This is a genomic window from Duganella radicis, assembly GCF_009720825.1.
GTDB classification, from domain to species: Bacteria; Pseudomonadota; Gammaproteobacteria; order Burkholderiales; family Burkholderiaceae_D; genus Rugamonas; species Rugamonas radicis.
Genome location: NZ_WNKY01000003.1, coordinates 234,316 through 260,833, shown reverse-complemented (window position 1 = coordinate 260,833; position 26,518 = coordinate 234,316). Strand labels below are relative to the sequence as shown.

Sequence of the window (26,518 nt, the reverse complement as noted above, 5' to 3'; positions counted from 1 at the left end):
CTTATTCAAGGAGTTCCGCATGCCCCGTCACCTGCCCCTGCGCCCGATGCTGCTGGCGTTGTCGATGATTTATTCCGGCCTGAGCGTCGCCGCCGACGCGCCAGCCGATACCGCCGACACGCCAATGCAAACGGTGACGGTCACCGGCACTGCGGAAGACAAGATCTACACCGCCAACAGCACCAAGTCAGCCGGCAAGCTGGAACTGTCGCTGCGCGAAACGCCGCAATCGGTGTCGGTGGTCACCCGCGCGCTGATGGACGACTTCAAGCTCGATAACATCAACGCGGTGCTGGCCTCCACCACCGGCGTCACGGTCGAGAAAGTCGAAACCAGCCGCACCTACTACACCGCGCGCGGCTTCGACGTGGTCAACTTCCAGTACGACGGCGTCGGCATGCCGCAAGTATTCGGCAATGTGCAGGGCGACATCGACACCGCGCTGTACGACCGCATCGACATCGTGCGCGGCGCCAACGGCCTGATGGCCTCGACCGGCAATCCTTCCGCCACCGTCAACTTCGTGCGCAAGCGCCCGACCGCCGGCACCTCGGCCAGCGCCAGCCTGACGCTGGGGTCGTGGAACCAGCGCCGCATCGAGGGCGATGTCAGCACCAAGCTGAATGAAAGCGGCACGGTCGCCGGCCGCGCCGTGCTGGTGCGCCAGGAAAGCGATTCCTATCTGGACCGCTACTCGCCGAAGAAAACCGTGGCCTACGCCGTGATCGAAGCGCAACTGGCCAGGGATACCCGGCTGACCGTCGGCCACACCTACGAGACCAACCGCGGCAAGGGCGTGATGTGGGGCGCGCTGCCGCTGTACTACGCCGACGGCAGCCCGACCAGCTATCCGGTATCGGCCAACACCTCGGCCAACTGGTCGCGCTGGGACACCACCACCAACACCACCTTCGCTGAACTGAGCCACACCATCGGTGACGGCTGGAAGGTGCAAGGCACGCTGAGCTACATCACCGACAAGTCGGACTCCGACCTGCTGTACGTCTACGGCACGCCGAACAAGGTGGGCGGTGGTGGCTTGTACGCCTACCCGTCGCAGTACAACGCCGACCAGAAGCAAACGCTGGCCGACGTTTCGGTCGACGGCAAGTTCGCCCTCGGCGGCCGCCAGCATGACCTGAGCTTCGGCTACAGCTGGTCGCGTTCGAAGCTGAACGACGTCTCGCACTACGGCCAGGGCATCGGCACCGAAATGCCGGGCCAGACCGCCTTCGACGGCAGCTACCCGATGCCAAGCTTCGACGCCTCCACCGACGGCAGCAGCTACGAGGACCGCCGCAACACGATCTTCCTGGCCGCCCGCTTCAACCTGGCCGACGACTGGAAAGTGCTAACCGGCCTGAATTCCACCCGCGCCAGGAGCAACGGCAATTCCTACGGCACCAGCAAGTACAAGTCGGCCAGCAAGACCACCCCTTATGTGGGGGTGGTGTACGACATCAACCGCGAATGGTCGGCCTACGCCAGCCACACCGAGATCTTCAATCCGCAAAGCGAGATCGACGCCACCGGCACGCCGCTCGATCCGGTCGAAGGCAAGACCACCGAGGCCGGCCTGAAAGCCGCGCTGTTCAACGGCAAGCTGAATGCCTCCGGGGCGGTGTTCAAGACGCAGCAGGACAACACGGCCGAGCAGGCCGGCATGATCGGCGCCAAGGCTTACTACCGTGGCGTGAATGCGGAATCGCAGGGTTATGAATTCGACCTGTCGGGCGACCTGTCGAAGAACTGGCAAGCCAGCGCCGGCCTGACCCGCCTGACCTCCCTCAAGGGCGACGATGGCAAGGCGGTGCGCACCTTCATCCCGCGCACCACGCTGCGCGTGAACACCACCTACACCGTGCCGGGCCTGCCGGCGTTGAAAGTGGGCGGCTCGCTGGCATGGCAGAGCGAGACCTCGGTGGCGCAGACCGACACCATCCGCACCGTGCAAGGCGCTTACGCCACGCTGGGCCTGATGGCGCGCTACCAGATCGACAAACACCTGGCGCTGTCGCTGAACCTGAACAACGTCACCGACAAGAAGCACCTCACCAGCTTGTACTGGACCCAGAGCTACTACGCGGCGCCGCGCAACGGCAGCGCGACCCTGAGCTGGTCGTACTAAGCGGCCCGCATGGCTGGCGCGCTTAACAGCGCCGCCAGCTGCTGCGGCGGCAATGGGCGACTGAACAGATAGCCCTGCATCTCGTCGCAGCCGTTCTCGCGCAGGAAACTGCGCTGCTGTTCGGTCTCCACGCCTTCCGCGATCACCCGCAGGCGCAGGCGGTGCGCCAGCCCGATGATGGAGCTGGCGATCGCCTCGTCGCCGCTGCTGCGCCCCAGATCGCGCACAAAGGACTTGTCGATCTTCAGGGTGGAAATCGGGAACGACTTCAAGGCCGACAGGCTGGAATAGCCGGTGCCGAAATCGTCGATCGACAACGACACGCCCATCGCCCGCACCTGCGCCATCTTGGCCACGGCCTGCTGCAAATCGCGCATGATGACGCCTTCCGTCACTTCCAGCTCCAGCCATTGCGGCGCCAGGCCGCTGTCGTCGAGCGCCTGCCGCACGCGCTCCACCAGCCGCGCTTCCTCGAACTGGCGCGGCGACACATTGACCGACACGCACAGCGGCGGCAAGCCGGCATCCTGCCATGCCTTGTTCTGCGCGCAGGCGCTGCGCAAGATCCACTCGCCCAGCGCCACGATCATGCCGCTCTCCTCGGCCAGCGGAATGAAGCGGTCCGGCCCGATCACACCCTGCTCCGGATGTTCCCAGCGCACCAGCGCCTCGACCCCGAACACGCGGCCGCTGTGCAATTCCACCTTGGGCTGATAGACCAGGCGGAACTGTCCATCGTCCAGCGCATTGCGCAAGCCTTCCAGCAGCACCAGCTTTTCCTCGATGCTGGCGTTCATTTCGCGGGTGTAGAACTGGCAGTTGTTCTTGCCCTTTTCCTTGGCGCGGTACATGGCGGCGTCGGCGTTCATCAGCAGGGTCTCGGCGTCATCGCCATCGTTCGGATACACCGCCACGCCAATGCTGCAACTGACCTGTACTTCCTGGCCGCACAGCGAAATCGATTGCAAGACCGCTTCACGCACGCGCTCCAGCACCGGCGCCGCAGCCACCGCCGCACCCGGCTCGGTCAGCAGCAGCACGAATTCATCGCCGCCGAAGCGGCCCACGGTATCGCAGGCGCGCAGGCAGCCGGACATGCGTTCGGCCACCACCTTGAGCAGTTCATCGCCGGCGTTGTGGCCCAGGCCATCGTTCACCAGCTTGAAGCCATCCAGGTCGATGAAGGCCACCAGCACCGAGCCGCCGCTGCGCTGCGCCTGGGCGATGGTCATGTCGAGACGGTCGCTGATCAGGCTGCGGTTCGGCAGCCCGGTCAGCATGTCGTGGTGCGCCAGATGCACCATGCGCTCCTCGATGCGGGCGCGGGTGCGCGCGCCCTGCCACGACCACAGCCACACCAGACTGGTGGCGACCACCAGCACACCGCTCAGGATGACCGCTTCCCAAAGCTTTTCGCGGCGCTGGCGTTCGAAGCCGGCCATCAGTTCTTGCTCGTCCAGGGCGATCAGCACATTCAGGCCGATGCCATGCAGCTCGCGCATGCCGCTGTATTTGCCCATGCCTTCCAGTCGCTGGCCGAAAGACATCTTGTCGCCGGTGCGCAGCGCGCGCACGATGCCGTCGGCGCCCACCAGTCCCAGCATGCCGCGTTCACCGAGGCGGCTGCGCTCATAGCTGCTGGTGAAATAGGCCGGATCGGTTTCGACGATGACGATGCCGGCGAAATTGCCGCTGGCGTCATCCAGCCGGCGCGTGAAGTGCAGATGCCACTCGCTGTTGGCGGCGTCGCGCGTGGCCGGGCTGACGTAGGTGGCGCCGCTGTCGCGCTCCACATGGAACTGGAAGTAGTGCTGGTCCGCCACCGAAATCGGCAGCGCCTTGGGGTTGCTGGCCACCGTCACGCCATTGCGGTCGACGATGCTGACCACGAACAACACGCCCGGCGGCAGCAGGCCCGCACGCCCCAGCTCGGGCAAGGCGCCCAGCGCGCCCTTGCGCTCCACCGCGTACTTCAGCATGCGCAAGGTCTGGTCGATGCCATCCAGGCTGCGCGCCACCTGGGCTTCGTAAGTGCCCAGCATTTCGTGCAACGAATCGGCGGCCGCTTCCTGCGCGTGTTCGCGCTCGGCGTCGATCTCGTGGAAGGTCACCACCCAGACCGCCACCAGCAGCAGCAAGGCAAACAGCGGCAGCGAAACGTGGGTATCGAGGCCGCGCCGCAGCCAGCGCGCGCGCACGGTTTCCTGGTTCGGCTTCATGGCGTCACCTGTATGGCTTTGACGCTGGCGTCCAGCGCCGATCGGTCGATGTAGGCGATCATGGCCGGATTGTCGGCCACCATCTTGCGCACGGCGGCGCTGTTGGCCAGTTCGCGCGGCGGCTGGCCGCGGCCGGTGAACACCATCTTGGTCCAGTAGGCTTTCATCAGCGCCGGCGAGCGGGCCGCCACCTTGTTGTAGAAATCGTCGCGCAGCGCGCTGCCGACCGGCAGGTCGAGCGCAATCGCTTCCTCGCCGCCGGGGAAGCGGCCGGTCTGCGCCAGGAAAATGGCCGCCACCTGCTCGGCGCGCAGGGCGGTCAGCGGATTTTTGGCCGAGACGATGACCACGTACTCCGCGGCCGTCGCCGCGCCACACCATAGCAGCAGGCACGCCAGCAACAGCCTTGATCGCAATGTGTAAAAGAGCTTCCGCATGGTCAGAACACAAAGTCCAGGGCTGCGCTCAGCACCGTGATCGGCCGGCCGGAACGGAATCCCGGCTGCACATTGATAAAGGTGCCGGTGGAGCCATGCTCCGGCGTGAAGCGCCCGGCCTGCAACTTGAGCGCGTAGTTGGGATAGAAGTCCCAGCGCACGCCGGCGCTCAGGCTATGCTGGCGCGGGATCGCCGCCAGCAGCTGGTTCAGGCCGGCGTTCAGTGGCGCCCCGGCAGCGGCCAGATGCGGCGGCAAGCGGCCAAGATCGAGACCGGGCACGCTGGTTTCCATGTTGGCGCGCGAGACCGAGTACACCAGGTAAGGCGTGAGATCGCCAAAGCGGTAGCCGCCGCTCAGATAGGCCGTGGTCTTGTCGCCCAAATAGGAATGCGTCTTCATGCGGCCGATTTCGCCCATGGCAAACCACTGGCCCGGATCGTAGTTAAAGCCGAGCGACACCACCGAGGCGCGCTTGGCCGACAATTCATAGCGGTCAACCAGCGCGTGGCCCTGCGCGCCGAACTGGCGCAAGCCGTCAAACAGGGCGCGCGCAACATCCACGCTCAGTTCCGCCGTCATCGCGCTGGCGCGCACGGTCAGCGCCCCGGCCGTGGTGGTGTTCGACAAACCGGTCACCGCGCGCGCCTGCGCACCGGCGCCCGGCGCCAGCGCCAAGTCGGTGTGGCCGAAAAAGGTCTGCGTGACATTGTGCGCATCGCCGGCCTGCCAGCGGTAGCTGGCGTCCACGCCGTCGCTCTTGGACAGCGGGATGGCGCTGTACAGCTCCACCGGCGGCCGCACCCAAGGCAAGGCGTAACCGGCCTTGCGATAGTCGCCGCTGAGGAACAGCGGCAGCGCGATGCGGCCCACGCGCAGGCTCAGGTCCGGCGTCGCCTGATACTGCACGTTGGCCCATTCCACCACCGGTGCGTAGCCATTGTTCAGGGTGCGCTCGGACACCAGTTGCAGCACCGCCGACCACTTGCTGCCCAGGTTCACGCCCAGCTGCGCGCCCACGCGGCTGTCCACCGCCGGACTCCAGCGGCGGCCATGGCCGGCGTCGCCCGGATTAAGGGCGTTGGCGGTGAAATCCGACTGATCGTCGCTGCTGTGTACCACGCCCAGTGTGCCAAAACCGCCGATGGTGACGCGTGGCGTATCGGCGTCCGCAAGTTCGCCTGCCAGGGCTGCACAGCAGCTCAGCATCGTGACGGCGGCCGTGGAGGCCCGCAGTGGCGAAAGTTTGGCGTTCATACGCAGGTTCCTTACGTGCGTGCGCGGGCTCGCGCAAAAGCAGCGTTTGGTTAGGCTGGATGGGAGAAATGTTTGGCAACAGACACGGGATTGGGTGCGTACCAAATGATACAGGTCAACTTTATACTTCTCGGAAGAAACTGTCGATACTTTAGAGCAATATACCAAAAATCTCTCCAAAAATCACACAATTCCTTTTGCATTGCCAGGAAAATAAATCTCGGATATAGTGAGAATAGGAATCATTATCATATAGGGCCACATGGATATCCCTCAAGAACTGCGCAAACTCGGCCTGAAGGCCACGCTGCCCCGCTTGCGCGTCCTGCAATTGTTCCAGGAAACCAAGAGCAAGCACCTGAGCGCGGACGATGTCTATCGCCTGCTGCACGACGAGCATATCGACATGGGGTTGGCCACGGTCTACCGCGTGCTGATGCAATTTGCCGATGCCGGCATCCTGATCCGACGGCACTTCGAGTCGGTGGCGTCGGTGTTTGAATTGAATGAGGGCGGCCACCACGACCACCTGATCTGCACCAATTGCGGCCGCATGGAGGAATTCCTCGACGCCGAAATCGAGCAGCGCCAGGAAGCGGTGGCGGCCGAACGCAACTTCGTGCTGCACGAGCACTCGCTGTCGCTGTACGGTTTTTGCGGCGACTGCGCCGCCAGCATCAAGCCGACGGCGGCCAGGAAGCTGCGCCGGACTTAAGGCGTGAGCGTGTCGGCGTCGTTGAACGACGCCGGCGGGGTGAATTGCATGCCGGGGTTGGCGAACATCTTCACCGGTTTGGTCTTGTCGTCCTTGATGAAGCCGAACTGCCCGGTGTCGTAGCGGAATTCGCCGGCGCTGTTGACGATGGAGATGCCGCCGGTGCTGACGTGCACGTGCAAACCCGGCTCCAGCCCCGGCGAGGCGTCGATGTCGCCCCTGCCGGTCAGGTATTCGAGGAAGAAGGTGGTGCCGCGGATGCCGATGGTGGCGCTGGGCGTCTTCATCGCGAACTTGTCTTTATTACGCTTGCCCAGCAAGCCGGTGATGGAGCGCAGGCCGCCCTTCACCAGCGTGTAAGCGGCGCGGTCGGCTTCCGGCCTGGCTTCGTCAAACGCGAACTGCTCGATCTTCACCGTGGTGCCGGGCTTGAGCGCCAGTTCGCTGTTGTCGATGAAGCGCACCACGGCATAAGCACCGGCGGCGGTGGCCAGCGTGTCGCCACTCTCAACTTCCGATCTGGCCTGCAAGGCCTTGACCGCGCCGGCCGGCGAGCGCGCCGTCATCGGACCGCTCACCTGCACCACCACGCCCGCCACCTGCGCGGCTTGCGCACCGGTCATCGCCATCGCCAGTAATACAACAAAAAGAATGCGCCGCATCGCAGGTACGCTCCGATGTAAAAACATCAGCATACCTCAAGCCTGTCAAACCAGGCCAGCGACGTAATTCAGGCCATTGCCGGCCGGCGCCGGGCGCGATTTCGGCCTGGCCGTCACCACCACCGGCATCTCGATCACCGCCAGTTCCTCGCGCGGCGTGCCGGCCAGCTTGAACAGGCTGACGCTGCGCGCCAGACGCTCGGCTTGTTCTTGCAGCGAGACGATGGCGGCCAGCGACTCCTCCACCAGCGTGGCGTTCTGCTGGGTGACGCTGTCCATCGAGGCCAGCGTGCGGTTCACCAGTTGCAGGCCCAGGCTCTGCTCGCGGGTACCGCTGCTGATATCGCCCATCAGCAGCGCGCCGCGCAGCACGCTCCGCACCACGTCGTCGATGGTGGCGCTGGCATCTTTCACCGCCGCGCTGCCGCCGCTGACCTCTTCCAGCGAGTGCGTAATCAGATCCTTGATTTCCTTGGCCGAGTGCGCGCTGCGCTGGGCCAGCGCCCGCACCTCGCCCGCCACCACGGCGAAGCCGCGTCCATGCTCGCCGGCGCGCGCCGCTTCCACCGCCGCGTTCAGCGCCAGCAGATTGGTCTGGAAGGCGATGCTGTCCATCAGGCCGACGATGTCGCCGATGCGGCGCGACGAGGCACTGATGCGCTCCATGGTCGCGGTCACCGCCGATACCGCGACTTCAGCCTCGCGCGCCACCGCCGCCGTCTGGTCCATCAGCTTGTAGGCTTGCTCCGCCCTGTCGGCGTTGTTGGCGACGGTGGCGGTCAGTTCCTCCACCGTGGCCGCGGTTTCTTCCAGCGTGGCGGCCTGGCCTTCGGTGCGCTGCGCCAGGTCGCCGGTGCCGGCCGAAATCTGCGCCGAGGCGCTGGCGATGGTGTCAGTGCCGCCGCGTACCTGCGTCACCATGCGTTGCAGGTTGATGCTCATCTGGTTCATGGCGCGCAGCAAATCCGCCGTTTCATCCTTGCCGGCCACCGCCGCTTCCACCCGCAGGTCGCCATCGGCCACGCGGCGCGCCACCTCGACCGCGCGCGCCAGCGGCACCGAGATCAGCCGCGCCACCCGGCCCGCCAGCAGCAAGCCCAGTACCAGCGCACCGGCCATGAAGCCGAAGATCAGGTGGCGCGCATGCAGGTAGGTCTGGTCGGCCGACAGCGCCGCCTGGGCGCTGCCAGACTCGTTGAGCGAGACCAGCTTGTCGATCAGGTCCATGGCTTCAAAATCGTATTTGCGCGATTCGCCGCGCACCACCGCCAGCGCGGCGACATCATCGCCGCCGCGCGACAGGGCCACCACCTGGCGCACCGCGCCGCGATAGGCGGCCAGCGAGGTTTGCAGGCGGCCGACGATCTCCATCTCGGCGCCGCTGCGCGGCTGCGCCGCGTATGCGGCCAGCGACTGCTGCACCTGCCGCATCTGCAGGTCCATGTCCTGCTCATACTTGCGCAGGATGTCCGGTTCGGTCGACACCACATGGAACAGCTCAAAGGTGCGGAAGCGCGTCAGGCCGTACTTGATGTCCAGCGCATTGCGCACGCCGGGTGCCCAACGGTGATTGATCTCATTGGTCACGCGGTCCAGCTCATACAGCTGGAACACGGAGAACACGCCCAGCGCCATCATCAGCGCCAGCACGGCGGCGACCACCACATTCAGTTTGTTGGCGATCTTCAGGTTGCGGAACCAGTTCATGGCATTCTCCTAATTATGCGGCCTGCAATTGCAGGCTCCCTTCGAGGAAGTTCAGTGCGGACGCCGCCGGCAGCGGGCGGCTGTAGTGGTAACCCTGGATTTCGTCGCAGCGCCAGGCGCTCAGCATGGCGCGCTGGGTCTCGGACTCGACGCCTTCGGCGATCACGGTCAGGCCCAGGCTGTGACCGAGGCCGATGGTGGCCTGGACGATGGCGCCCTGCTCGCGCACCGCGTGCATATTGCGCACGAAGGACTGGTCGATCTTCAGCTTGTGGATCGGGAAGCGCGACAAATAGGCCAGGCTGGAATAGCCGGTGCCGAAATCGTCGATGGCCAGTTTGAGGCCCAGCGCGCGCAGGCGATGCAGCAAGGCGATGGCGCTTTCCGCATCCTCCACCATCACGCTCTCGGTGATTTCCAGCTCCAGGCAGGAAGGGTCGACGTGGGTGGTGGCCAGCAGTTCTTCCAGATGCGACAGGAAGCCCGGCGCGGCAAACTGGCGCGGCGAGATATTCACCGCCACCACCACCCGCTGGCCGATCTCCGCCTGCCACACGCTGATCTGACGGCAGGCTTCCTCCAACACCCAGTTGCCGATGGCGACGATCAGACCCGATTCCTCGGCCAGCGGAATGAAGTCGGCCGGCGAAATCAGCTTGCCGTGGCGGCGCCAGCGCAGCAGCGCCTCGAAGCCGATCAAGCCGCCGTCGTGCAAGGCTTGCTGCGGCTGATAATGCAGTTCCAGCTCGTTGCGCTCCACCGCGTGGCGCAGCAGCGATTCCAGGTCCAGGCGTTCGCCCGCTTCGGCATTGAGCTGGTGCGAGTACACCACCAGCCGGTCGCCGCCCGCCTTGCGCGCCGCTTGCAGCGCGGCGTCGGCGTTGCGCAGCAGGGTGTCCGGCGTTGCACCGTGCAGCGGGAAGCTGACCGCGCCCAGACTCAGGGTGGTGAAGATTTCGTGGCCTTCGCAGTCGTAGGGATTGCGCACCTCGTCGCGCAGGCTGGAAAGCGCCTGGCCAAACGCCTCGTCCTCGCAGGCCATGCGGTACAGGATGGCGAAATTGGCGCCGTCCAGTCGGAACACCTCGCCGCCGCTGCGCTCCGCCGCGGCACGGATGCGCGCCGCCAGGCCGACCATGATGCGGTCGCCGAAGGCGTGACCAAAGCCGCCGATGATGCGCGAGAAGCGGTCGATGGTACCCAGCACCACCACGTGCGGCACCTGCGGCAGGCTGGCCAGGCGCGCCTCGAAGCTGCGGCGGTGCGCCAGGCCGGTGAGCGGATCGTGGCGGGCCTGATGGCTCAATTCATCCTCCATCCGCACCCGGGCCCGCACGTGGTACATCAGGAACACGCAAGTCACCAGCGCCAGCACGTCGAATACATGCACCAGTCCCGTGATCCAGCCGATGGCGCGGTTGGCCATGGTGCCGTTGTCATAGATGGCGTCTTCCACCTGCTGCTGCATGCCGTCGATGTGGGCGCGCAGCAGCTTGACTTCCTCATTCATCTTGATCAGCACCGCGCGGGCGGCGGCGTTATCGCGACCGACGCTGCGCTCAAACTCCGGCGTCAGGCGAATGATGCTTTGATAGCCTTCGCGCAGCGCCTCCAGCTCCGGGCCATCGCCCAGGCTGGGGCGCAGTTGCACGATGGTGGCATCCATCTCGCCGCGGCCCATGTTCTCCAAAAACTGGAAACGGTCCGGCGTGATCGATTCGGTGAAGCGCTTGTCCAGCGCCAGCTGGTAGCGCAGCAAGGCGCTTTCGAAATCGCCCAGATAGCGCATCCGCGGGATGGTGCTGTTCAGCAGCGGCGTCTCATTGCGGCGGATGTTGTGCGCGGTACGTTCCATGACGATCGACAGCGCAACGCTGGCAACAATCACCAGCAGCAGCAAAAGGTAAATCAATCGGCGCGAATTGCTGGTGGTGTTGTTCATGGACTTACTCCCTGGCTTGATTGGTGGAGTTGCCGCTGGCCTGTTTCAGGCAAAGCAGCAGTTCATTCGCTTCAAATGGTTTGCTCAAAAAGCAGGAGGCGCCGCTCTGGAAGGCGCGCTTGCGCAGCGCGGCTTCCGGGAAGGCGGTCATCAGGATGACCGGCAGCTGGCTGCCGTCGCGGCGCAGCTGTTCCAGCAGCTCGATGCCGCTCATGCCGGGCATTTGCAGGTCGGTGATGATGCAGTGGTGGCCGCGCATGACGCCGGCGGCCAGCAGCGCCAGCGCCGAGTCGTAGACTTCAACCTGATAGCCATAGGACCGCAGCAGGCTGCGCAAACCGACGCGCACCGCTTCGTCGTCGTCAACGATGGCAATACTGGAAAATTGTGGTTCCGGATAAGACACTGGCTACTCCCTTGTTCGGACGGCGATTCGCGGCCGTCCAGCGCATGGGAGAACAATACAGTTTGCTACCGGTTGGGAAAATTATACAAGGGTATAGGTCAGGCTAAACCCAGGGCTTCGGCCATGCGCACCAGGTCCGCAAAGGTCTTGGCTTCCATCTTGCGCATGGCGTTGCCGCGATGGATTTTGACGGTGATTTCGCTGGTGCCCACTTCGCCGGCGATTTGCTTGTTCATCAGGCCGCGCGCCGCCAGCGCCATGATTTCGCGCTCGCGCGGCGTCAGCGTGGCGTAGCGCGCGGTGATGCCGTTGCGGGCCTGATCGCGCTGGCGCCGTTCGCGGTCGGCGCTCAGTGCCGCATGGATGGCGTCCAGCAGGTCCTGGTCACGGAATGGCTTGGCCAGGAAATCCACCGCGCCGGCCTTCATGGCGCGCACCGACATGGGAATGTCGCCATGCCCGGTCATGAAAATGATCGGCAAGGCGACGCCGTCGCGATTCAGCTCGGCCTGGAAATCCAGCCCGCTGACACCCGGCATGCGCACGTCCAGCAGCAGGCAGCTGGTCACCTCGCGCCGCGGCACGGCCAGGAAGTCCGCCACCGAGGCGAAGCTGGCCACCTGCATGCCGACCGAGCGCAGGAGACTGGAGATGGCGTCGCGCAGCGGCGCCTCGTCATCGACGATGTAGATCAGCGAATCGGCGTAGTCAATCTGGTTCATGGACAGGCAGTGTGAAATAGATGGTGGCGCCGGCCACCGGGCTATCCGGCGTGGCGGCTTTGGCCCAGATGCGGCCGCCGTGGTTCTCGATGATGGAGCGGCAGATCGGCAGGCCCATGCCCATGCCGTCTTCCTTGGTGCTGTAAAAGGCCTCGAACAGGCGCGGCATGTCGGCGGGCGGGATGCCGGGGCCGGAATCGCTGACGCTCACCTGCAAGGCGCCGTCGGCATTGCGCTGGGTTTGCAGCGTCAACACCGCCTGGCCGGGCTGGCACGAGGCCATGGCCTGGATGGCGTTCATCAGCAGATTGATGAAGACCTGCTGGAGCTGCACGCGGTCGCCGAATACCGGCGGCAGGTCTGGTGTGAGGCCCAGCATCAGCGCCACGTGGTGGTTATTCAGTTCGCGCCGGACCAGGTCCACGCTCTCCTCCACCACCGTCTTCAAATCCAGTTCAGCATACTGCGGATCGCTGCGCCGCGCCAGCGCGCGTATGCGCTTGATCACGCCGGTGGCGCGGGCGCTGGCCTCCAGGATGCTGGTGACGGTGGCTTTGGCTTCGTCCAGCTCCGGCTGCGGGCGATTCAGCCAGCGCAGGCAAGCCTCGCCATTGGTGGAGATGGCGGCCAGCGGCTGGTTGACTTCATGCGCGATGGAGGCGGCCAGCTCGCCCAGCATGGTGACGCGGGTGGCGTGCGCCAGCTGCACCTGCGAGCGGTGCAGGGCCTGCTCCGCCAATACCGCTGCCGTGACGTCGGTCAGGGCGCCCAGGTATTCGCACTCGCCGTCCTTGTTATGGCGCGGATGCGACAGCACGTGCACGTATTTGAGCTCACCGTCCGGCAGCAGCAGGCGGTGGCGCAGCTCGACCGGGCCTTCGCAGCGCAGCGACTGGTCGATCGCCGCCTGCACCACGTGCCGGTCCTCGGGCGCGGTGTGCGCCAGGATGCGCTCCATGGTGGGCGTCACGTCCAGCGGGTAGCCATAGATGCGGGCCGCCTCGTCCGACCAGTACATCTCGCCGCCGGGCGACTTGAAACTGAAGCTGCCGGTCTTGCTGATGCGCTGGGTGCCGGCCAAAAACGCCTCGCTGCGGCGCAGCGCATCCTCGCGCGCCAGCAGCGCGTTGGTGGCGGCCTGGCCGCGCAGCACCAGCACGCTGGTAACGCTGATCGCCAGCAGGCCGACCAGCAAACGCCCGGAGGCGGCGGTGGAAAACACTTCGCTGTGGGTCAGCACATAGGATAGCAAGGTCAGTCCGAGGCAGCTGGCGGTGACTTGCAGCACGCCACGCCGGCCCCAGATGCTGGCCGATAGCAGCACCACCACCACGTACATGACGGCGATGGCCATGTCCAGCGGCGAGAACGTGTCGATCGCGAAGATCAACAGCATGAGGCAAATCAGCAGCGCGGACATCCAGGGGGTGCGAGGGACCCGTAACATGCCTATCCTTATGGGTTATATTGGAAACCTACCCAATTATAGTGTGGTTTGGGCGGCTTGCATCCTATACTCCAGTATGAGTTAACGTAATACTGTTGGAGAGAGTAAGTGAAACTGTATGAAACGCTGGCCGCCGGCATCGCCGGCCAGATCGCCCAGGGTGTGATTCGCGAAGGGGAAAAAATCCCGTCGGTGCGGCAGACCAGCCAGCACCACAACCTGAGCGTATCGACCGTGATCCGCGCCTTCCTGCTGCTGGAAAGCCAGGGCCTGATCGAAAGCCGGCCGCAATCCGGCTATTTCGTGCGCCGCAGGCCCGCCGCGCACGCCACAACCATCGCCCCGGCCGCACCGGCCGACATGGCGCGCGGCGACAACCTGGACACCAGCGAATTCGTGCTCACCACCCTGCGCTCTATCAATCAGGGCAGCGTGCCGCTCGGCTCTCCCTATCCCGATCCCGCCATGTTCCCATGGGCGAAGCTGAACCAGTACGCCAACAGCCTGGCGCGCCGCGTGGCCCAGATGGGCATCACCGCCGATCTGCCGCCGGGGAATCCGGAACTGATACGCCAGATCGCCCGCCGCCATCTGGAAAACGGCCTGCCGGTGGATGCCAATGAAATCATCGTCACCACCGGCGCCACCGAGGCGCTTAATCTGTGCCTGCAAGCGGTGGCGGCGCCCGGCGCCACGATCGCGGTGGAGTCGCCCACCTACTACGCGCTGCTGCAAGCGATAGAGCGCATGAACATGCGGGTGCTGGAAATCGCCACCGATCCGGTCGAAGGCATCCAACTGGATGCGCTGGAACGCGCCATCGTCGAACAAGGCGTGGCGGCCTGCATCGTCATGCCCAACTTCCAGAATCCGCTGGGCTTCCAGATGAGCGATGAGCGCAAGCGCGCCATGGTGGAAATGCTGACGCGGCACGAGGTGCCGGTGATCGAGAACGATGTCTATCACGAGCTGTATTACGGCGACGTGCATCCGACCTCGCTGAAAAACTACGACACGCGCGGTCTGGTCCTGCACTGTAACTCCTTCTCCAAGACGCTCAGCCCCGCCAACCGCATCGGCTGGGCCCTGCCCGGCCGCTACAAGGCGCAGGTGGAAAAGCTGAAATTTCTGAACACCCTCAACACCCCCGCCCTGCCGCAGCTGGCCATCGCCGAGTACCTGAAAAACGACGGCTACGATTACCACCTGCGCAAGGTGCGCAAGGCGTACACCCAGCAGGCCAGCATCATGGCGTCGGCGGTGCGGCGCTTCTTCCCGGCCGGGACCGGCGTCTCCACGCCGGCCGGCGGCTACCTGCTGTGGGTGACGCTGCCGCCGGAGGTGCGTGCGCTGGAACTGTATGCGCGCGCGCAGGAGCGCGGCATCAGCGTCGGCGCCGGCAATATCTTCGCCACCGGCGACGCCTTCCAGCACTGCATCCGCCTGAACTACAGCTATCCGTGGACCGCCGAAGTGGAAGGCGCGGTGCGCACACTCGGCCTGCTGGCGGGCGAACTGGCCAACTGTACTCCTCGCAAAGAGGCCAATCTGTAGCCATTGCGGCGGCGCTTCCGCGCTTATTCTGGCAGCCTGCCAATATTACGGGTATCACTGCCATGAAAACCGCTCGCATCAAGGTTGCCAATCTGCTGCTGACAGGCTTTGGCCTGATCTGCGTGTTCCTCGCCGCCGTCATTGCGCTGGGCCTGACCGAACAGGCCAAGCTGAATGCCGCCACCGCCGCCATGGCCGACGACCGCTGGCCCAAGATCGAACTGGCCACCGACCTGCGCCTGCGTGTGACGGACATCGCGGTCTCGCTGCGCAACCTGATGCTGAGCGCCGATCCGGCCGTGCGCAAGCGCCAGATCGACAATATCGAAGGCTACCGGCGCGAGGCCGAAGCCAATATCGCGCAACTGGACCGGCGCGTAACAACGCCCAACGGCCGCGCGGCGCTGCAAAAAGTGGTGACGGCCTATCAGGCCTACACCCTGGGCCAGGAGCATCTGATCGCGCTGGTGCTGGCCGGCCGCGACGAGGAGGCGCGCGGCTACCTGGAAGCCGAGGTCAAGCCCATGCTGCAAGCCTGCCGCGAAACGCTGGCGGCGCAGATCGGCAACGAGGTGGCGCTGATGCGCGAAGCGCGCGAACAGGCGGCGGAAGCCTACAGCGACACCCGCATGAAAATGCTGGCGCTGGGCGCGACCGCGCTGGCGATTTCACTGGGCGTGGCCGTCGTCATCATCGGCCGCCTGCGGCGCGACCTGGGCGGCGAGCCCGATCTGGCCGCGCGCACCGCCGCCTGCATCGCCGACGGCGATCTGACACGGGCCATCGCTGTGCGCGAGGGGGACCGCAGCAGCATGCTGTACGAAATGGAGCACATGCGCGGTAGCCTGAGCAAGCTGGTGGCGCAAGTACGCGCCGACACCGAAATGATCGCCTCGGCCTCCAGCCAGATCGCCAGCGGCAATCTCGATCTGTCGGCCCGTACCGAGCAGCAGGCCTCCAGCTTGCAGGAAACCGCCGCCGCCATGGAACAGCTGACCGCCACCGTGCAGCAGAATGCCGGCCACGCGGCGCGCGCCAATACGCTGGCCTTGCACGCCTCCAGCGCGGCGGGCAAAGGCGGTCATGCGGTGGCCGCCGTCACGGAGCGCATGCAGGCCATCCGCAGCTCGGCCACGCAGATGGCGGACATCATCGGCCTGATCGACGGCATCGCCTTCCAGACCAATATCCTGGCCCTGAACGCCGCCGTGGAGGCGGCGCGCGCCGGCGAAGCGGGACGCGGTTTCGCCGTGGTGGCGGGAGAAGTGCGCCAGCTGGCGCATCGCTCGTCCGACGCCGCGCGCGACATCGGCGCATTGATACAGGCCGCCATGGCGCAAGCTGGCGACGGCGACCAGAAAGTGCGGGAAGCCGCCGCCGCCATGCGGGACATCGTCGACAGCGTCGCCCACGTGGAGCGGATCATGGCGCAGATCAAGCACGCCAGCGCCGAGCAGCACGCCGGCATCCTGGCCTGCTCGCAGGCGGTAACGGAGATGGATCAGGGCACGCAGCAGAACGCCGCGCTGGTGGAACAGGTGGCCGCCGCGGCCAGCGCCCTGCAAGAACAATCCGGCCAGCTGGAACAAGCCGTTTCACGCTTCAAGATCGCCGGCTTATGAGATGTTGTAGCGCTGGCAGGGCTGGAGTTGCGCCGGCAACGCCTCGCCGCACTGCTCCAGCAACGAACGTTCGATATTGCGGGTCATGGCGTTGAGCGCGAGGCAGTTGGGGGCGGTGCCGAATGGTTCGGCGATTTCCTGCGCAATGGCTTCCAGCGCAAACAGCGTGTAGGCCACGAACACGCACACCAGCGGCGTCGTCATGCCGAGGTCCGCCACCAGGCCAAACGGCAGCATGAAGCAGTACAGGTAGACGGTGCGGTGCACCAGCACGCCGTAGGCAAACGGAATCGGCGTGTTGGAAATGCGCTCGCAACCGCCGACGGCGGCCGCCAGCTCGCTCACTTGCGCGTCCAGTATCCACAGCAGCGGCTCGCCCTCGCCGCGCCTGCGGCCGGCGCGCGCCAGCATCAGGCGAATCCGGTCCAGCAGCGCCACCGGAATATACTGCAAGCCGCTCAGTTCACCCGCTTCTGCCTTCGACAGATAGCGCGCCAGGTCGGCCGAGGGATCGGTGCCGCGCAGCTGGTGCGTCAACGCATACACAAAAGCGATCAGGCGCTGCACGAACAGCTTGCGTTCGAAGCCGTCACCATCCTGCGGCAGGTAGTTCATCACCTGCGAAGTCAGCGCACGCGCCGCGATCAGGATGCGGCCCCAGATCTGGCGCGCCTCCACGTAGCGCGCATAGGCCGCATTGTTGCGGAAGGCGAGGAAGATCGCCAGGCTGACGCCCACCAGCGGGAACGGCACAGTGTCCAGCGGGATGCGGCTGCCCAACACGCGGCCGCCGGTGGCCACGGCCAGCACGCTGATGGCCAGCATCAGCACCAGCTGCGGCACAATGCTCTTGAGTACGGAGCCATCCCAGACGAACAGCATCCGCAGCCAGTTGGTGGGCGGCCGGATAATCATGATGCCGCCGCCAGCGATAACAGGACCGGAATCGACTTCGAGGTCGGCGTGCCGGCGCCGTCGGCCACGCTGCCCAGCGGCACCAGCGGATTGGTCTCCGGGTAGTAGGCGCCGATGCAGCCGCGCGGGATGTCGTAAGCCACCAGCATGAAGCCGCCGGCGCGGCGCTCGACGCCATCGTCCCAGGCGCTTTCCACGTCCACCCAGTCGCCTGCCTTCATGCCCAGCATGTCAATGTCCTGCTGGTTGATGAAGATCACCCTGCGCATGCCGAACACGCCGCGATAGCGGTCGTCCATGGCGTAGATGGTGGTGTTGTACTGGTCATGCGAACGGGTGGTCATCATCACCAGCAGGCGCTGGCCATGTTTGGCGCGGGCGCGGCGGATCGGCGTATCCAGCACGATCTTCTGCGGCACGAACTGCGCCTTGCCGCTTTCCGTGGCCCACTCGCGCTCGCGCGACGCCACCTTGAGATGGAAACCGCCCGGCTTGGCCACGCGGGCGTTGTAGTCGTAGAAATCGTCGAACACCTTTTCGATATCGTCGCGGATCACGGCGTAGTCGTCGCGGTAGGCCTGCCATTTGAGCTTGTGGCGCCGGCCCAGCGTGGCCTCGGCCATGCGCGAGACGATGGCGATTTCCGACAGCAGCGCCGGCGAGGCCGGCTTGTTCAGGCCATACGAGATATGCACCATGCTCATCGAATCCTCCACCGTCACGCCTTGCGGCACGCCGTTCTGCAGGTCGATCTCGGTGCGGCCCAGCGTCGGCAGGATCAGCGCCTTGCGGCCATGGATCAAATGGCCGCGATTCAGCTTGGTGGCGATTTGCACCGTCAGCGCGCACGATTGCAGCGCCTTGAAGGTCAGCGGCGTGTCCGGCGTGGCCATGGCGAAGTTGCCGCCCAGGCCGACGAACATCTTGACCTTCCCCGCCATCATGGCGCCGATGGTGGCCACCACGTCGTAACCGTGATGGCGCGGCGGCTCAAAGCCGAACACGCGCGCCATGCGGTTGAGGAAGGCGGCGGCGGGGCGTTCCTCGATGCCCATGGTACGGTCGCCCTGCACGTTGGAGTGGCCGCGCACCGGGCACAAGCCGGCGCCGCGCTTGCCGATCTGGCCGCGCATCATCATCAGGTTGGACAGCATCTGCACCGTCGGCACCGAGTGCTTGTGCTGCGTCAGGCCCATGCCCCAGGTGGCGATCACGCGCTGGCCTTTGATGAAGACTTCCGCCAGCCGGTCAATCTGTTCGCGCGACACGCCGGATTCCTCCACCAGCAGCGCCCATTTTTCCGTGCGCAGATCGCGCGCGAAGTCGGAGAAGCCCACCGTGTGGGCAGCGATGAAATCCGGGTCCAGCACGCGCGGCACGCCGATCAGCACCGCCCGGTCGTCCAGCTCCAGCACCCGCTTGGCCACGCCCTTGATCAACGCCAGGTCGCCGCCCAGCCTGGGCTGCACGAACATGGCGCTGATCGGCGTGCTGGATAAGGTCAGCATTTCCAGCGGGTGCTGCGGGCTGGTGAAGCGCTCAAGACCGCGCTCGCGCAGCGGATTGATCGACACAATGGTGGCGCCGCGCCGCGCGCATTCGCGCAACTCGCCCAGCATGCGCGGATGGTTGGTGGCCGGATTCTGGCCGAAGATCAGCAGCGTGTCGGCGTGTTCAAAATCGTCCAGCGTCACCGTGCCTTTGCCTATGCCGACGGTGCCGGGCAAGCCGCGGCTGGTGGCCTCGTGGCACATATTGGAGCAGTCCGGGAAGTTGTTGGTGCCATAGGCGCGCACGAACAGCTGGTACAGAAAGGCCGCTTCGTTGCTGGCGCGGCCGGAGGTGTAGAACGCCGCCTGGTCCGGATCTTCCAGCGCATTCAGTTCATCGGCGATCAGTTTGAAAGCGTCATCCCAGGCGATCGGCACGTATTTGTCGCTGGCCGGCTCGTACACCATGGGATGGGTCAGGCGGCCATGCTGTTCCAGCTCATAATCCGACTGCTCCAACAACTGTGCCACCGTGTGTGCGGCAAAGAAGTCCGGCGTCACGCGCTTGCTGGTGGATTCCGCCGCCACCGCCTTGACGCCGTTCTCGCAGAATTCGAAGGTGGAAGCATGCTCTCGGTCCGGCCACGCGCAGCCGGGGCAATCGAATCCGTCCGGCTGGTTCTGTGCAAACAGCGACTTGTAGTTGACGCCACTGACCCGCTCCTTGAGCAGATTGATCGCAACGTATTTCAACGCGCCCCAGCCGGCGGCGGGGTGATGATAGGGCTTGACTGGCATGCGGACGCTCCTTAAATCGACATGTCCAGCATAGCGCCGGGCGGCGCGGCGGAAGGAGCACAGTCCGCATCGCCCCCGGGGAGCACAGCCAGATCCAGCTCCAGTTCCGCCAGTGGCGTGGCGCGGCCGAACAGATAGCCCTGGAAAGCGTTGCAGCCAAAGGCTTCCAGCGCCGACCATTGTTCGCGCGTCTCCACGCCTTCCGCCACCACCGCCAGGTCCATGCTGTAGGCCAGTGTGATGATGGCGCGCACAATGCTGGAGGCGTGCCGCGTGTGCAGCATGTCGTGCACGAAGGAGCGGTCGATCTTCAGCTGATCGATCGGCAGCAGCTTCAGGTAGCTGAGCGAGGAATAGCCGGTGCCGAAATCGTCCAACGCAAAACCGACGCCATGGGCTTTCAAGGTTGTCATCTTTGCGATCACGTCATCCATGTCGGCCAGCAGCATGCTCTCGGTCAGCTCCAGCTTGAGCAGGCGCGGATCGGCGCCGGTGCGCTCCAGCACCGCCAACACCTGGTCGACAAAGGCCGGCTGGCGGAACTGGCGCGCGCTGACGTTGACGGCCATGCTCAGATGCGCGCTGTCGGCACAGCCGGCCCACTGCACCAGCTGACGGCAGGCCGCATCCAGCACCCACTCGCCCAGTTCCACAATCAGGCCGGATTTCTCCGCTTGCGGAATGAAATCGCCCGGCCCGATCAGGCCACGCTGCGGATGCTGCCAGCGCAGCAGCGCTTCCACACCGGTGACGCGGCCGTCGTTATCCACCACCGGCTGGTAGTACAGGCGCAGCTCCTCACGCCGCAAGGCGAAGCGCAGGTCCGCCTCCAGCATCGCCGAGGCGTCCAGCGCCACCTGCATGTGCGGGTCGAAGAAGCGGAAGGTGGCGCGGCCGGCCGCCTTGGCTTCGTACATCGCCATGTCGGCCTGGCGCAGCAGGTCGTTGATGGTGTGGTGCTCGGCGCCGAACAGCACCACGCCGATGCTTGGGGTGCTGCGCAATTCGTGCGCATCCAGCGTGTAGCCGCGGCTCAGGGAGTCCAGCACCTTGCCGGCGACGGCGGCGGCGTTGCCCATGGCTTGCTGCTGCTCGTCGCCCAGGTCTTCCAGCAGGATCACGAATTCGTCGCCGCCCAGGCGCGCCACGGTGTCGGTCTCGCGCGTTACCTCGGTCAGGCGGAACGCCACCATCTCCAGCAGGCGGTCGCCCATGTCGTGGCCCATGGTGTCGTTGAGCGATTTGAAATTATCCAGGTCGACGAACAGCACCGCGCCATGGCTGCCGCCGCGTGCCGCCTTGGCGATGGCGTGGTGCAGGCGATCCAGCAGCAAGCGGCGGTTCGGCAGGTTGGTCAGGCCGTCGTAAAACGCCAGGTGGGCGATTTCGGCTTCCGCCAGCTTGCGGGCGCTGATGTCCATGCGCGTGCCCAGCATGCGCAGCGGGCGGCCGTCGGCGGTGCGTTCCACCACCCTGCCCCGGCTCTGCACCCAGATCCAATGACCGGCGCGGTGGCGCATGCGGTACTCGGCCTCGAAGGAACGCGAGCCGTCGGCCAGATGCGCGGCCAGCGCCGCCTCGATGGCCGGCATGTCATCTGCCTTGACCATGCTGTTCCAGTCGATGCCGGCGGCGTTCAGTTCCTCGCGGGTGTAACCCAGCATGGCGGCGGCGCGGCCGTCCACCGTGCGCACGTCGTCCACCATCTGCCATTCCCACAGGCCCAGATTGGCGCCGTTCAGCGCCAATTCCACTTTTTCCGCAGCCACCGCCTGCTCTTCGGCGCGCGCCGTGGCCAGATCTTCCAGCACCTGGCGGCGGCGCTGCACCAGCACCAGCGCGCCGCTGGAGGTCAGGCCAAACACCAGCCACGCCAGGCCGCAGGTCCACGCCATGCTGTGCCAGCCGGTCGCCATCAGCGCCTGGTTGCGGCCCAGGCTCACCACCAGCGTCTTGTCCAGTCCCAGGCCGCGCAGCAGCATGGTGCGCTGGACCACCAGGCGCTGCTCGCCGCTGGCGGCGGCGCCGTCCAGCACTGTCTCGGTGCGGCGGCTGGCCTGGTGCCGCACAAAGAAGGGGTCGGGCATGGCGCCGCTGTTGCGCATGGCGGTGGGATCGGCCGGCACGAACAGGATGCGGCGGCCGCTGTCTTCGGTGATGGCGCTGTTCATGTCCGGTGCGTACAGGGCCGAGCGCATCACGGCGTCGAAGTATTCGGGATTGAGGATGGCGCTGACGGCGCCGTCGTTCTCGCCGCCGGCGCCGATCACCGCCATCGACAGTTTGATGTTGAACACGCCCGGCGTATTTTCGTAGGGCTGCGACAGATACAGCGTATCCGGATCGCGCATGCGTTCGACGCGGCTGGTGTAGTCGCGGTCATCAAGGCGGCGGTCGCGCAGGTCGTCGTCGGACATGACGATAGCGCCTTTGCGGTCCAGCACCAGCAGCGCGCGCACGCCGGGCATGGCGCGCTTGAGCGATTGCAGCAGGGTGCGGCGGCACTCGGTGCCGCATGCGCTGCCGGGGCGCAGCGTGGCGCGCACGCTGTCCAGCGCACTGCGCACGCCCTCAAGCTGGTGGCTGAGGTTCTCGTCGATGATCAGCGTCTGCAAGCGCATGCGCTCGACGTTGGACGTCATGATCAAGCCGCGCTCATTCCAGACGAAGTACACGATCAGCAGCCCGCTCAGGGCCAGCACAAAGCCCAGCATCAGCCATTCAACCGTGAGTTTTTTATAATGATGGACGAACATAAATCCTCCCGATGACCAGGCATCAATATAAATTCAGGAGGATTCCGGCGAAATTGCACCTTCGTATGCGAACTCATACCAAGGTTTAATTAATGATTTTGCAGCAGGGTGTCGAGCCGGTGCAGTTCGACCGGTTTGGTGAGGTGTTGTTCAAAACCTGCCGCAATGGCCTGCTGGCGGTCGGCGTCCTGGCCGTAGCCGGTGACTGCGAACAGGCGCAGGGCGGCACCGCCGCTCAGCTGGCGCAGGCGTTGCGCCAGTTCATAGCCATCCATGCCGGGCAGGCCGATATCGAGGATGCCCACCTGCGGCCGGAAATGCGACGCCAGCACGATGGCATCGGGCGCGCTGAACGCCACCTGCACCGTATGGCCCAGCAGCTCCAGTCCCTCGCCCAGCGCGCGCGCCGCGTCTTCGTTGTCATCCACGATCATGACGCGCAGTTGGCCAGGCGCCAGCGCCAGCGCCGCCGATGGCGCGATGCGCTCGTGCTCCGAGCGCTGTTCCCGCCATGCCGGCAGGCGCACCACGAAAGTGCTGCCGCGGCCCTTGCCGTCGCTGTGCGCCTCAACACGGCCGCCATGCAGCTCGGTCATGCTGCGGGCGATGGCCAGGCCAAGGCCCAGCCCTCCCTGCGAGCGGCTCAGGGCTTGCCGTTCCTGGGTAAAGCGCTCGAACACGCAGCCCAGCATCTCGGCCGAGATGCCGATGCCGTTGTCGTGTACTTCCACCAGCACCTCGCCGTTTTCCAGGCGCGCGCGCACCGCCAGCTGGCCGCCCGGCTCGGTGTATTTGGCGGCGTTGGTCAGCAGGTTGGCCAACACCTGCGCCAGCCGCACCGGATCGGCCAGCACCGGCAAGCCGCTGGCCGGCACCTCAACCGACAGCGCGTGGCGCTTTTGCTCGATCAGCGGGCTGGCCGTTTCAATCGCGCGCATGACGACATCATTGATCTCCGCCACCTGACGGCGCAGCTGGATTTTTCCCTCCGCCACGCGCGACACATCCAGCAGGTCGTCCACCAGCGCCACCAGATGGCGCGTCTGGCGCTCGATCACGGTGCGCTCCTTGAGTGCGAAGTCGCTGCCACGCATGCGCATCAGCTGCAAGGCGGTGACGATGGGCGCCAGCGGATTGCGCAGCTCATGCCCCAGCATGGCGAGGAATTCGTCCTTGGCGCGGTTGGCGGTTTCGGCGTCACGCTTGGCGATGGCCAGCTCGGTCACTTCAAACGCCACCACCGCCACACCTTCGGCATTGCCGGCGGCGTCGAACAGTGGCTGGTAGACGAAGTCGAACCAACGGTCGCGCAGATCCATCTCCGGCACTTGCCGTAGCCGTACTTGCACCGAACGGCCGACATACGGCTGGCCGCTGGCCAGAACGCCGTCCAGCAGTTCGTAGATGCCTTGCGATTCCAGTTCCGGCAGCGCCTCGCGCACCGGAAGCCCCAGCAGCTGACGTGGGCCAATCAGCTGCTGATAGTAATCGTTGGCCTGCTCGAACACGTGCTGCGGACCGCCGAGGATACAGATCGCCACCGGCGCCTGGCTGAAGATGCTGCGCATGCGGCGCGTGGCCTCGTCCTGCACCGTGCGCACGCGCTGGCGCAGCCGCAGCACCTCGATGCGCGCCAGCAGCTCGCGCCCGGAGAATGGCTTGACCAGATAATCATCGGCGCCGGCCTGCAAGCCTTCCAGCCGCGCTTCCTCGCCGGCGCGCGCGGACAGCATCATGAACGGAATGTCGCGCGTGGTTTCCCGCGCGCGCAAGGCGGCCAGCAGGCCGAAGCCGTCCAGCTGCGGCATCATCACGTCCGACAGGATCAGGTCCGGCGCCCGACGCGCGATCACGGCCAGCGCTTCCGCGCCGTTGTTGCAGACCTCCACCTGCCAGTGCGGCTGCAACAGGCGTTGCAGGTAGTCGCGCATGTCGGCGTTGTCGTCGACGATCAGCAGCCGGCCGCGTGGCGCAGCGCCGCCGCCCGCCGTTACCGCATGCGGCAGCCATCCTTCCGCTTCCGCCACGTAGGCTGCCGCCGTGCTTTGCAACGGCCGTGCAGGCGCCACGCCCAGTTGGTCGGGCGGTAGATGGGTGGTCCCCAGCGGCAGCGTCACACTGAATATCGAGCCGTGTCCCGGCACGCTTTCCACGTCGATCGCACCGCCATGCAGCGCCACCAGATCGCGCACCAGCGCCAGGCCGATGCCCGAGCCCTCGTGCGTGCGCGAACGCGCGCCCTCCACCCGGTGGAAGCGCTCGAACAGCAATGGCAGCTGGTCCTGCGGGATGCCGCTGCCGGTATCCGCCACCGCCAGCCTTACCTGCGCGCCAGCCACGCGCAAGCTGACCCGCACCTCGCCCTCAAAAGTGAACTTGAAAGCGTTGGACAGCAGGTTGAGCACAATCTTTTCCCACATCTCCGGATCGACATACACGGGCGCCGGCAGCGGCGGGCAATCCACCACCAGCCGCATGCCGGCGCTTTCGATGGCGGAACGGAAGCTGCTGGCCAGGTCGATGGTCATCGCCGCCAGGTCGGTGGCGATGAAACGGGCCTGCGCACGCCCCGCTTCCACTCGCGAGAAATCCAGCAGCGTGTTGACCAGCTTTTGCAGCCGCACCGCATTGCGCTGGATGATGTGCAGGCGCTCGCGCTGCGCCTCCGGCAGCGGCGCGGCGGGATCTTCCAGCGCATCCTGCACGGGGCCGAGCAGCAAGGTCAGCGGGGTGCGGAATTCGTGGCTGATGTTGCCGAAGAATTGCGTCTTGGCGCGGTCCACTTCCGCCAGCATGTCGGCCCGCAGGCGCTCATCTTCCGCCGCGCGCGCATGGCGGATCGCGTTGCTGGTCTGGGTGGCGATCAACTCAAGAAAGCCGCGATACTCCGCGTCCAGCAGCCGCGCCGCGCTCACACCCAGCACCAGCGCGCCGCAGCCCAGCACCGGCAGCACCAGCGCTTGCCGGACCGGCTGCCGCGATGGTCCGGCCGGCACCCCGGCCAGCGGCTGTCCCAGCGTGACCAGGCGCGGCGCCGCTTCGGCGATCACCGCGTCAACCGCAAACAGCTCGCCGTGGCTGTCCATCTGTGCATGGGTGGACTTGAGCAGCCGCGCCGGCCCCTGCGCATCGCTGAGATAAAGCTGGGCAAACGGTATGTCGTCGGGATTGGCGGCGATGGCGTCCAGCGCGATGGCGCAGGCGCCCAGCACCGTCCTTTCCTGTAGCGTGCGGGCGTTCAGGTCCGACAGCGTGCGCAGGCGGCGCGCGTTCAGGTGGCGGCTGGTGACATCGAGATTGGCGCAGAACAGGCCCGCCACCTGCCCGGACTCGTCGCGCACCGGGCTATAGGAGAAGGCGTAGAACGTCTCTTCAAGGAAGTCGCCGCGCCGCATGAACAGCTGCACGTCGTCGGCCATGGTCGACTCGCCATGCGTGAACACGCGTTCCACCAGCGGTCCGCAATAGTCCCAGATCTCGGCCCAGACCTCGACCGTGGGCCGTCCCAGGGCCCACGGGTGCTTGGCCATGCCGAGGACATCGATGTAGGCGTCGTTGTATAAAAACGTCACCTGTTCACCCCACCCCATCCACATCGGCTGCGGTGAATTGAGCATCAGGTTAATCACCGTCTTCAGGCTATGCGGCCAGCCGGAGATGGGACCGAGCGGCGTGTTTTGCCAGTCGTAGGCCCAGATGCGCGCCCCCAGCTCGCCCGGGGCGCTGAGGAACATCGGTATCT

At 65.7% G+C, this 26,518-nt stretch carries 17 protein-coding genes; 4 read left to right on the top strand and 13 right to left on the bottom strand.

The features are described from left to right. Positions 1–19 precede the first annotated feature (19 nt). Positions 20–2,128, top strand: a complete 2,109-nt coding sequence (locus GM676_RS05740) for a TonB-dependent siderophore receptor (protein WP_229262551.1) — start codon at positions 20–22, stop codon at positions 2,126–2,128. Here the strand turns inward: GM676_RS05740 and GM676_RS05735 are convergent. From GM676_RS05735 to GM676_RS05725, 3 genes are read right to left on the bottom strand one after another with little or no spacing between them, the layout of a single operon-like run. Next, on the bottom strand, positions 2,125–4,347 hold the full coding sequence (locus GM676_RS05735) for a putative bifunctional diguanylate cyclase/phosphodiesterase (protein ID WP_155462441.1): 2,223 nt from the start codon (positions 4,345–4,347) through the stop codon (positions 2,125–2,127). The two genes, GM676_RS05740 and GM676_RS05735, sit on opposite strands and share 4 nt — an antisense overlap. Beyond that, on the bottom strand, positions 4,344–4,784 hold the full coding sequence (locus GM676_RS05730) for a type 2 periplasmic-binding domain-containing protein (protein ID WP_155462439.1): 441 nt from the start codon (positions 4,782–4,784) through the stop codon (positions 4,344–4,346). The genes GM676_RS05735 and GM676_RS05730 overlap by 4 nt, the downstream gene beginning before the upstream one ends. A 2-nt stretch (positions 4,785–4,786) precedes the next feature. Beyond that, on the bottom strand, positions 4,787–6,040 hold the full coding sequence (locus GM676_RS05725) for a hypothetical protein (RefSeq protein WP_155462437.1): 1,254 nt from the start codon (positions 6,038–6,040) through the stop codon (positions 4,787–4,789). 262 nt (positions 6,041–6,302) lie between these two features. Here GM676_RS05725 and fur point away from each other — a divergent pair, with 262 nt between their 5' ends. Further along, positions 6,303–6,755, top strand: coding sequence for a ferric iron uptake transcriptional regulator (gene fur, locus GM676_RS05720; RefSeq protein ID WP_155462435.1), 453 nt, complete (start codon positions 6,303–6,305; stop codon positions 6,753–6,755). Here the strand turns inward: fur and GM676_RS05715 are convergent. From GM676_RS05715 to GM676_RS05690, 6 genes are all read right to left on the bottom strand, one after another. Then, positions 6,752–7,417, bottom strand: a complete 666-nt coding sequence (locus GM676_RS05715) for a FecR family protein (protein WP_229262550.1) — start codon at positions 7,415–7,417, stop codon at positions 6,752–6,754. The genes fur and GM676_RS05715 overlap by 4 nt on opposite strands. Before the next feature lie 45 nt (positions 7,418–7,462). Further along, entirely contained in the window at positions 7,463–9,124 is a 1,662-nt protein-coding gene (locus GM676_RS05710) for a methyl-accepting chemotaxis protein (RefSeq protein WP_155462433.1), read from the bottom strand. 13 nt (positions 9,125–9,137) lie between these two features. Further along, positions 9,138–11,066, bottom strand: coding sequence for a putative bifunctional diguanylate cyclase/phosphodiesterase (locus GM676_RS05705; protein ID WP_155462431.1), 1,929 nt, complete (start codon positions 11,064–11,066; stop codon positions 9,138–9,140). 4 nt (positions 11,067–11,070) lie between these two features. Then, a complete protein-coding gene (locus tag GM676_RS05700; RefSeq protein ID WP_371866123.1) occupies positions 11,071–11,472 on the bottom strand; it encodes a response regulator transcription factor in 402 nt (133 codons plus the stop codon). Between the two features lie 98 nt (positions 11,473–11,570). Next, positions 11,571–12,194, bottom strand: coding sequence for a response regulator transcription factor (locus GM676_RS05695; protein ID WP_155462429.1), 624 nt, complete (start codon positions 12,192–12,194; stop codon positions 11,571–11,573). Then, entirely contained in the window at positions 12,181–13,641 is a 1,461-nt protein-coding gene (locus GM676_RS05690; protein ID WP_211923161.1) for a sensor histidine kinase, read from the bottom strand. The genes GM676_RS05695 and GM676_RS05690 overlap by 14 nt, the downstream gene beginning before the upstream one ends. A gap of 108 nt (positions 13,642–13,749) precedes the next feature. Between GM676_RS05690 and GM676_RS05685 the strand changes: the two genes are divergently transcribed. Both GM676_RS05685 and GM676_RS05680 read left to right on the top strand, forming a co-directional pair. Beyond that, positions 13,750–15,195: an aminotransferase-like domain-containing protein gene (locus GM676_RS05685; RefSeq protein WP_371866122.1), complete on the top strand. Its 1,446-nt coding sequence runs from the start codon at positions 13,750–13,752 to the stop codon at positions 15,193–15,195. Between the two features lie 62 nt (positions 15,196–15,257). Further along, positions 15,258–16,817 carry a methyl-accepting chemotaxis protein gene (locus tag GM676_RS05680; protein WP_155462427.1) on the top strand — a complete coding sequence of 520 codons (1,560 nt, stop codon included), beginning with the start codon at positions 15,258–15,260 and terminating at the stop codon, positions 16,815–16,817. Here the strand turns inward: GM676_RS05680 and GM676_RS05675 are convergent. The 4 genes from GM676_RS05675 to GM676_RS05660 form a co-directional block, all read right to left on the bottom strand. Continuing rightward, positions 16,812–17,732: a bestrophin family protein gene (locus GM676_RS05675; RefSeq protein WP_155462425.1), complete on the bottom strand. Its 921-nt coding sequence runs from the start codon at positions 17,730–17,732 to the stop codon at positions 16,812–16,814. The genes GM676_RS05680 and GM676_RS05675 overlap by 6 nt on opposite strands. Further along, the gene (locus GM676_RS05670) at positions 17,729–20,020 is read right to left on the bottom strand and encodes an FdhF/YdeP family oxidoreductase (RefSeq protein WP_155462423.1); all 2,292 of its coding nucleotides are present in this window, start codon (positions 20,018–20,020) and stop codon (positions 17,729–17,731) included. The genes GM676_RS05675 and GM676_RS05670 overlap by 4 nt, the downstream gene beginning before the upstream one ends. An 11-nt stretch (positions 20,021–20,031) precedes the next feature. After that, a complete protein-coding gene (locus GM676_RS05665; RefSeq protein ID WP_229262549.1) occupies positions 20,032–22,776 on the bottom strand; it encodes a bifunctional diguanylate cyclase/phosphodiesterase in 2,745 nt (914 codons plus the stop codon). An 89-nt stretch (positions 22,777–22,865) separates the two neighbouring features. After that, positions 22,866–26,510, bottom strand: coding sequence for an ATP-binding protein (locus GM676_RS05660; protein WP_211923160.1), 3,645 nt, complete (start codon positions 26,508–26,510; stop codon positions 22,866–22,868). Positions 26,511–26,518: the final 8 nt, after the last annotated feature.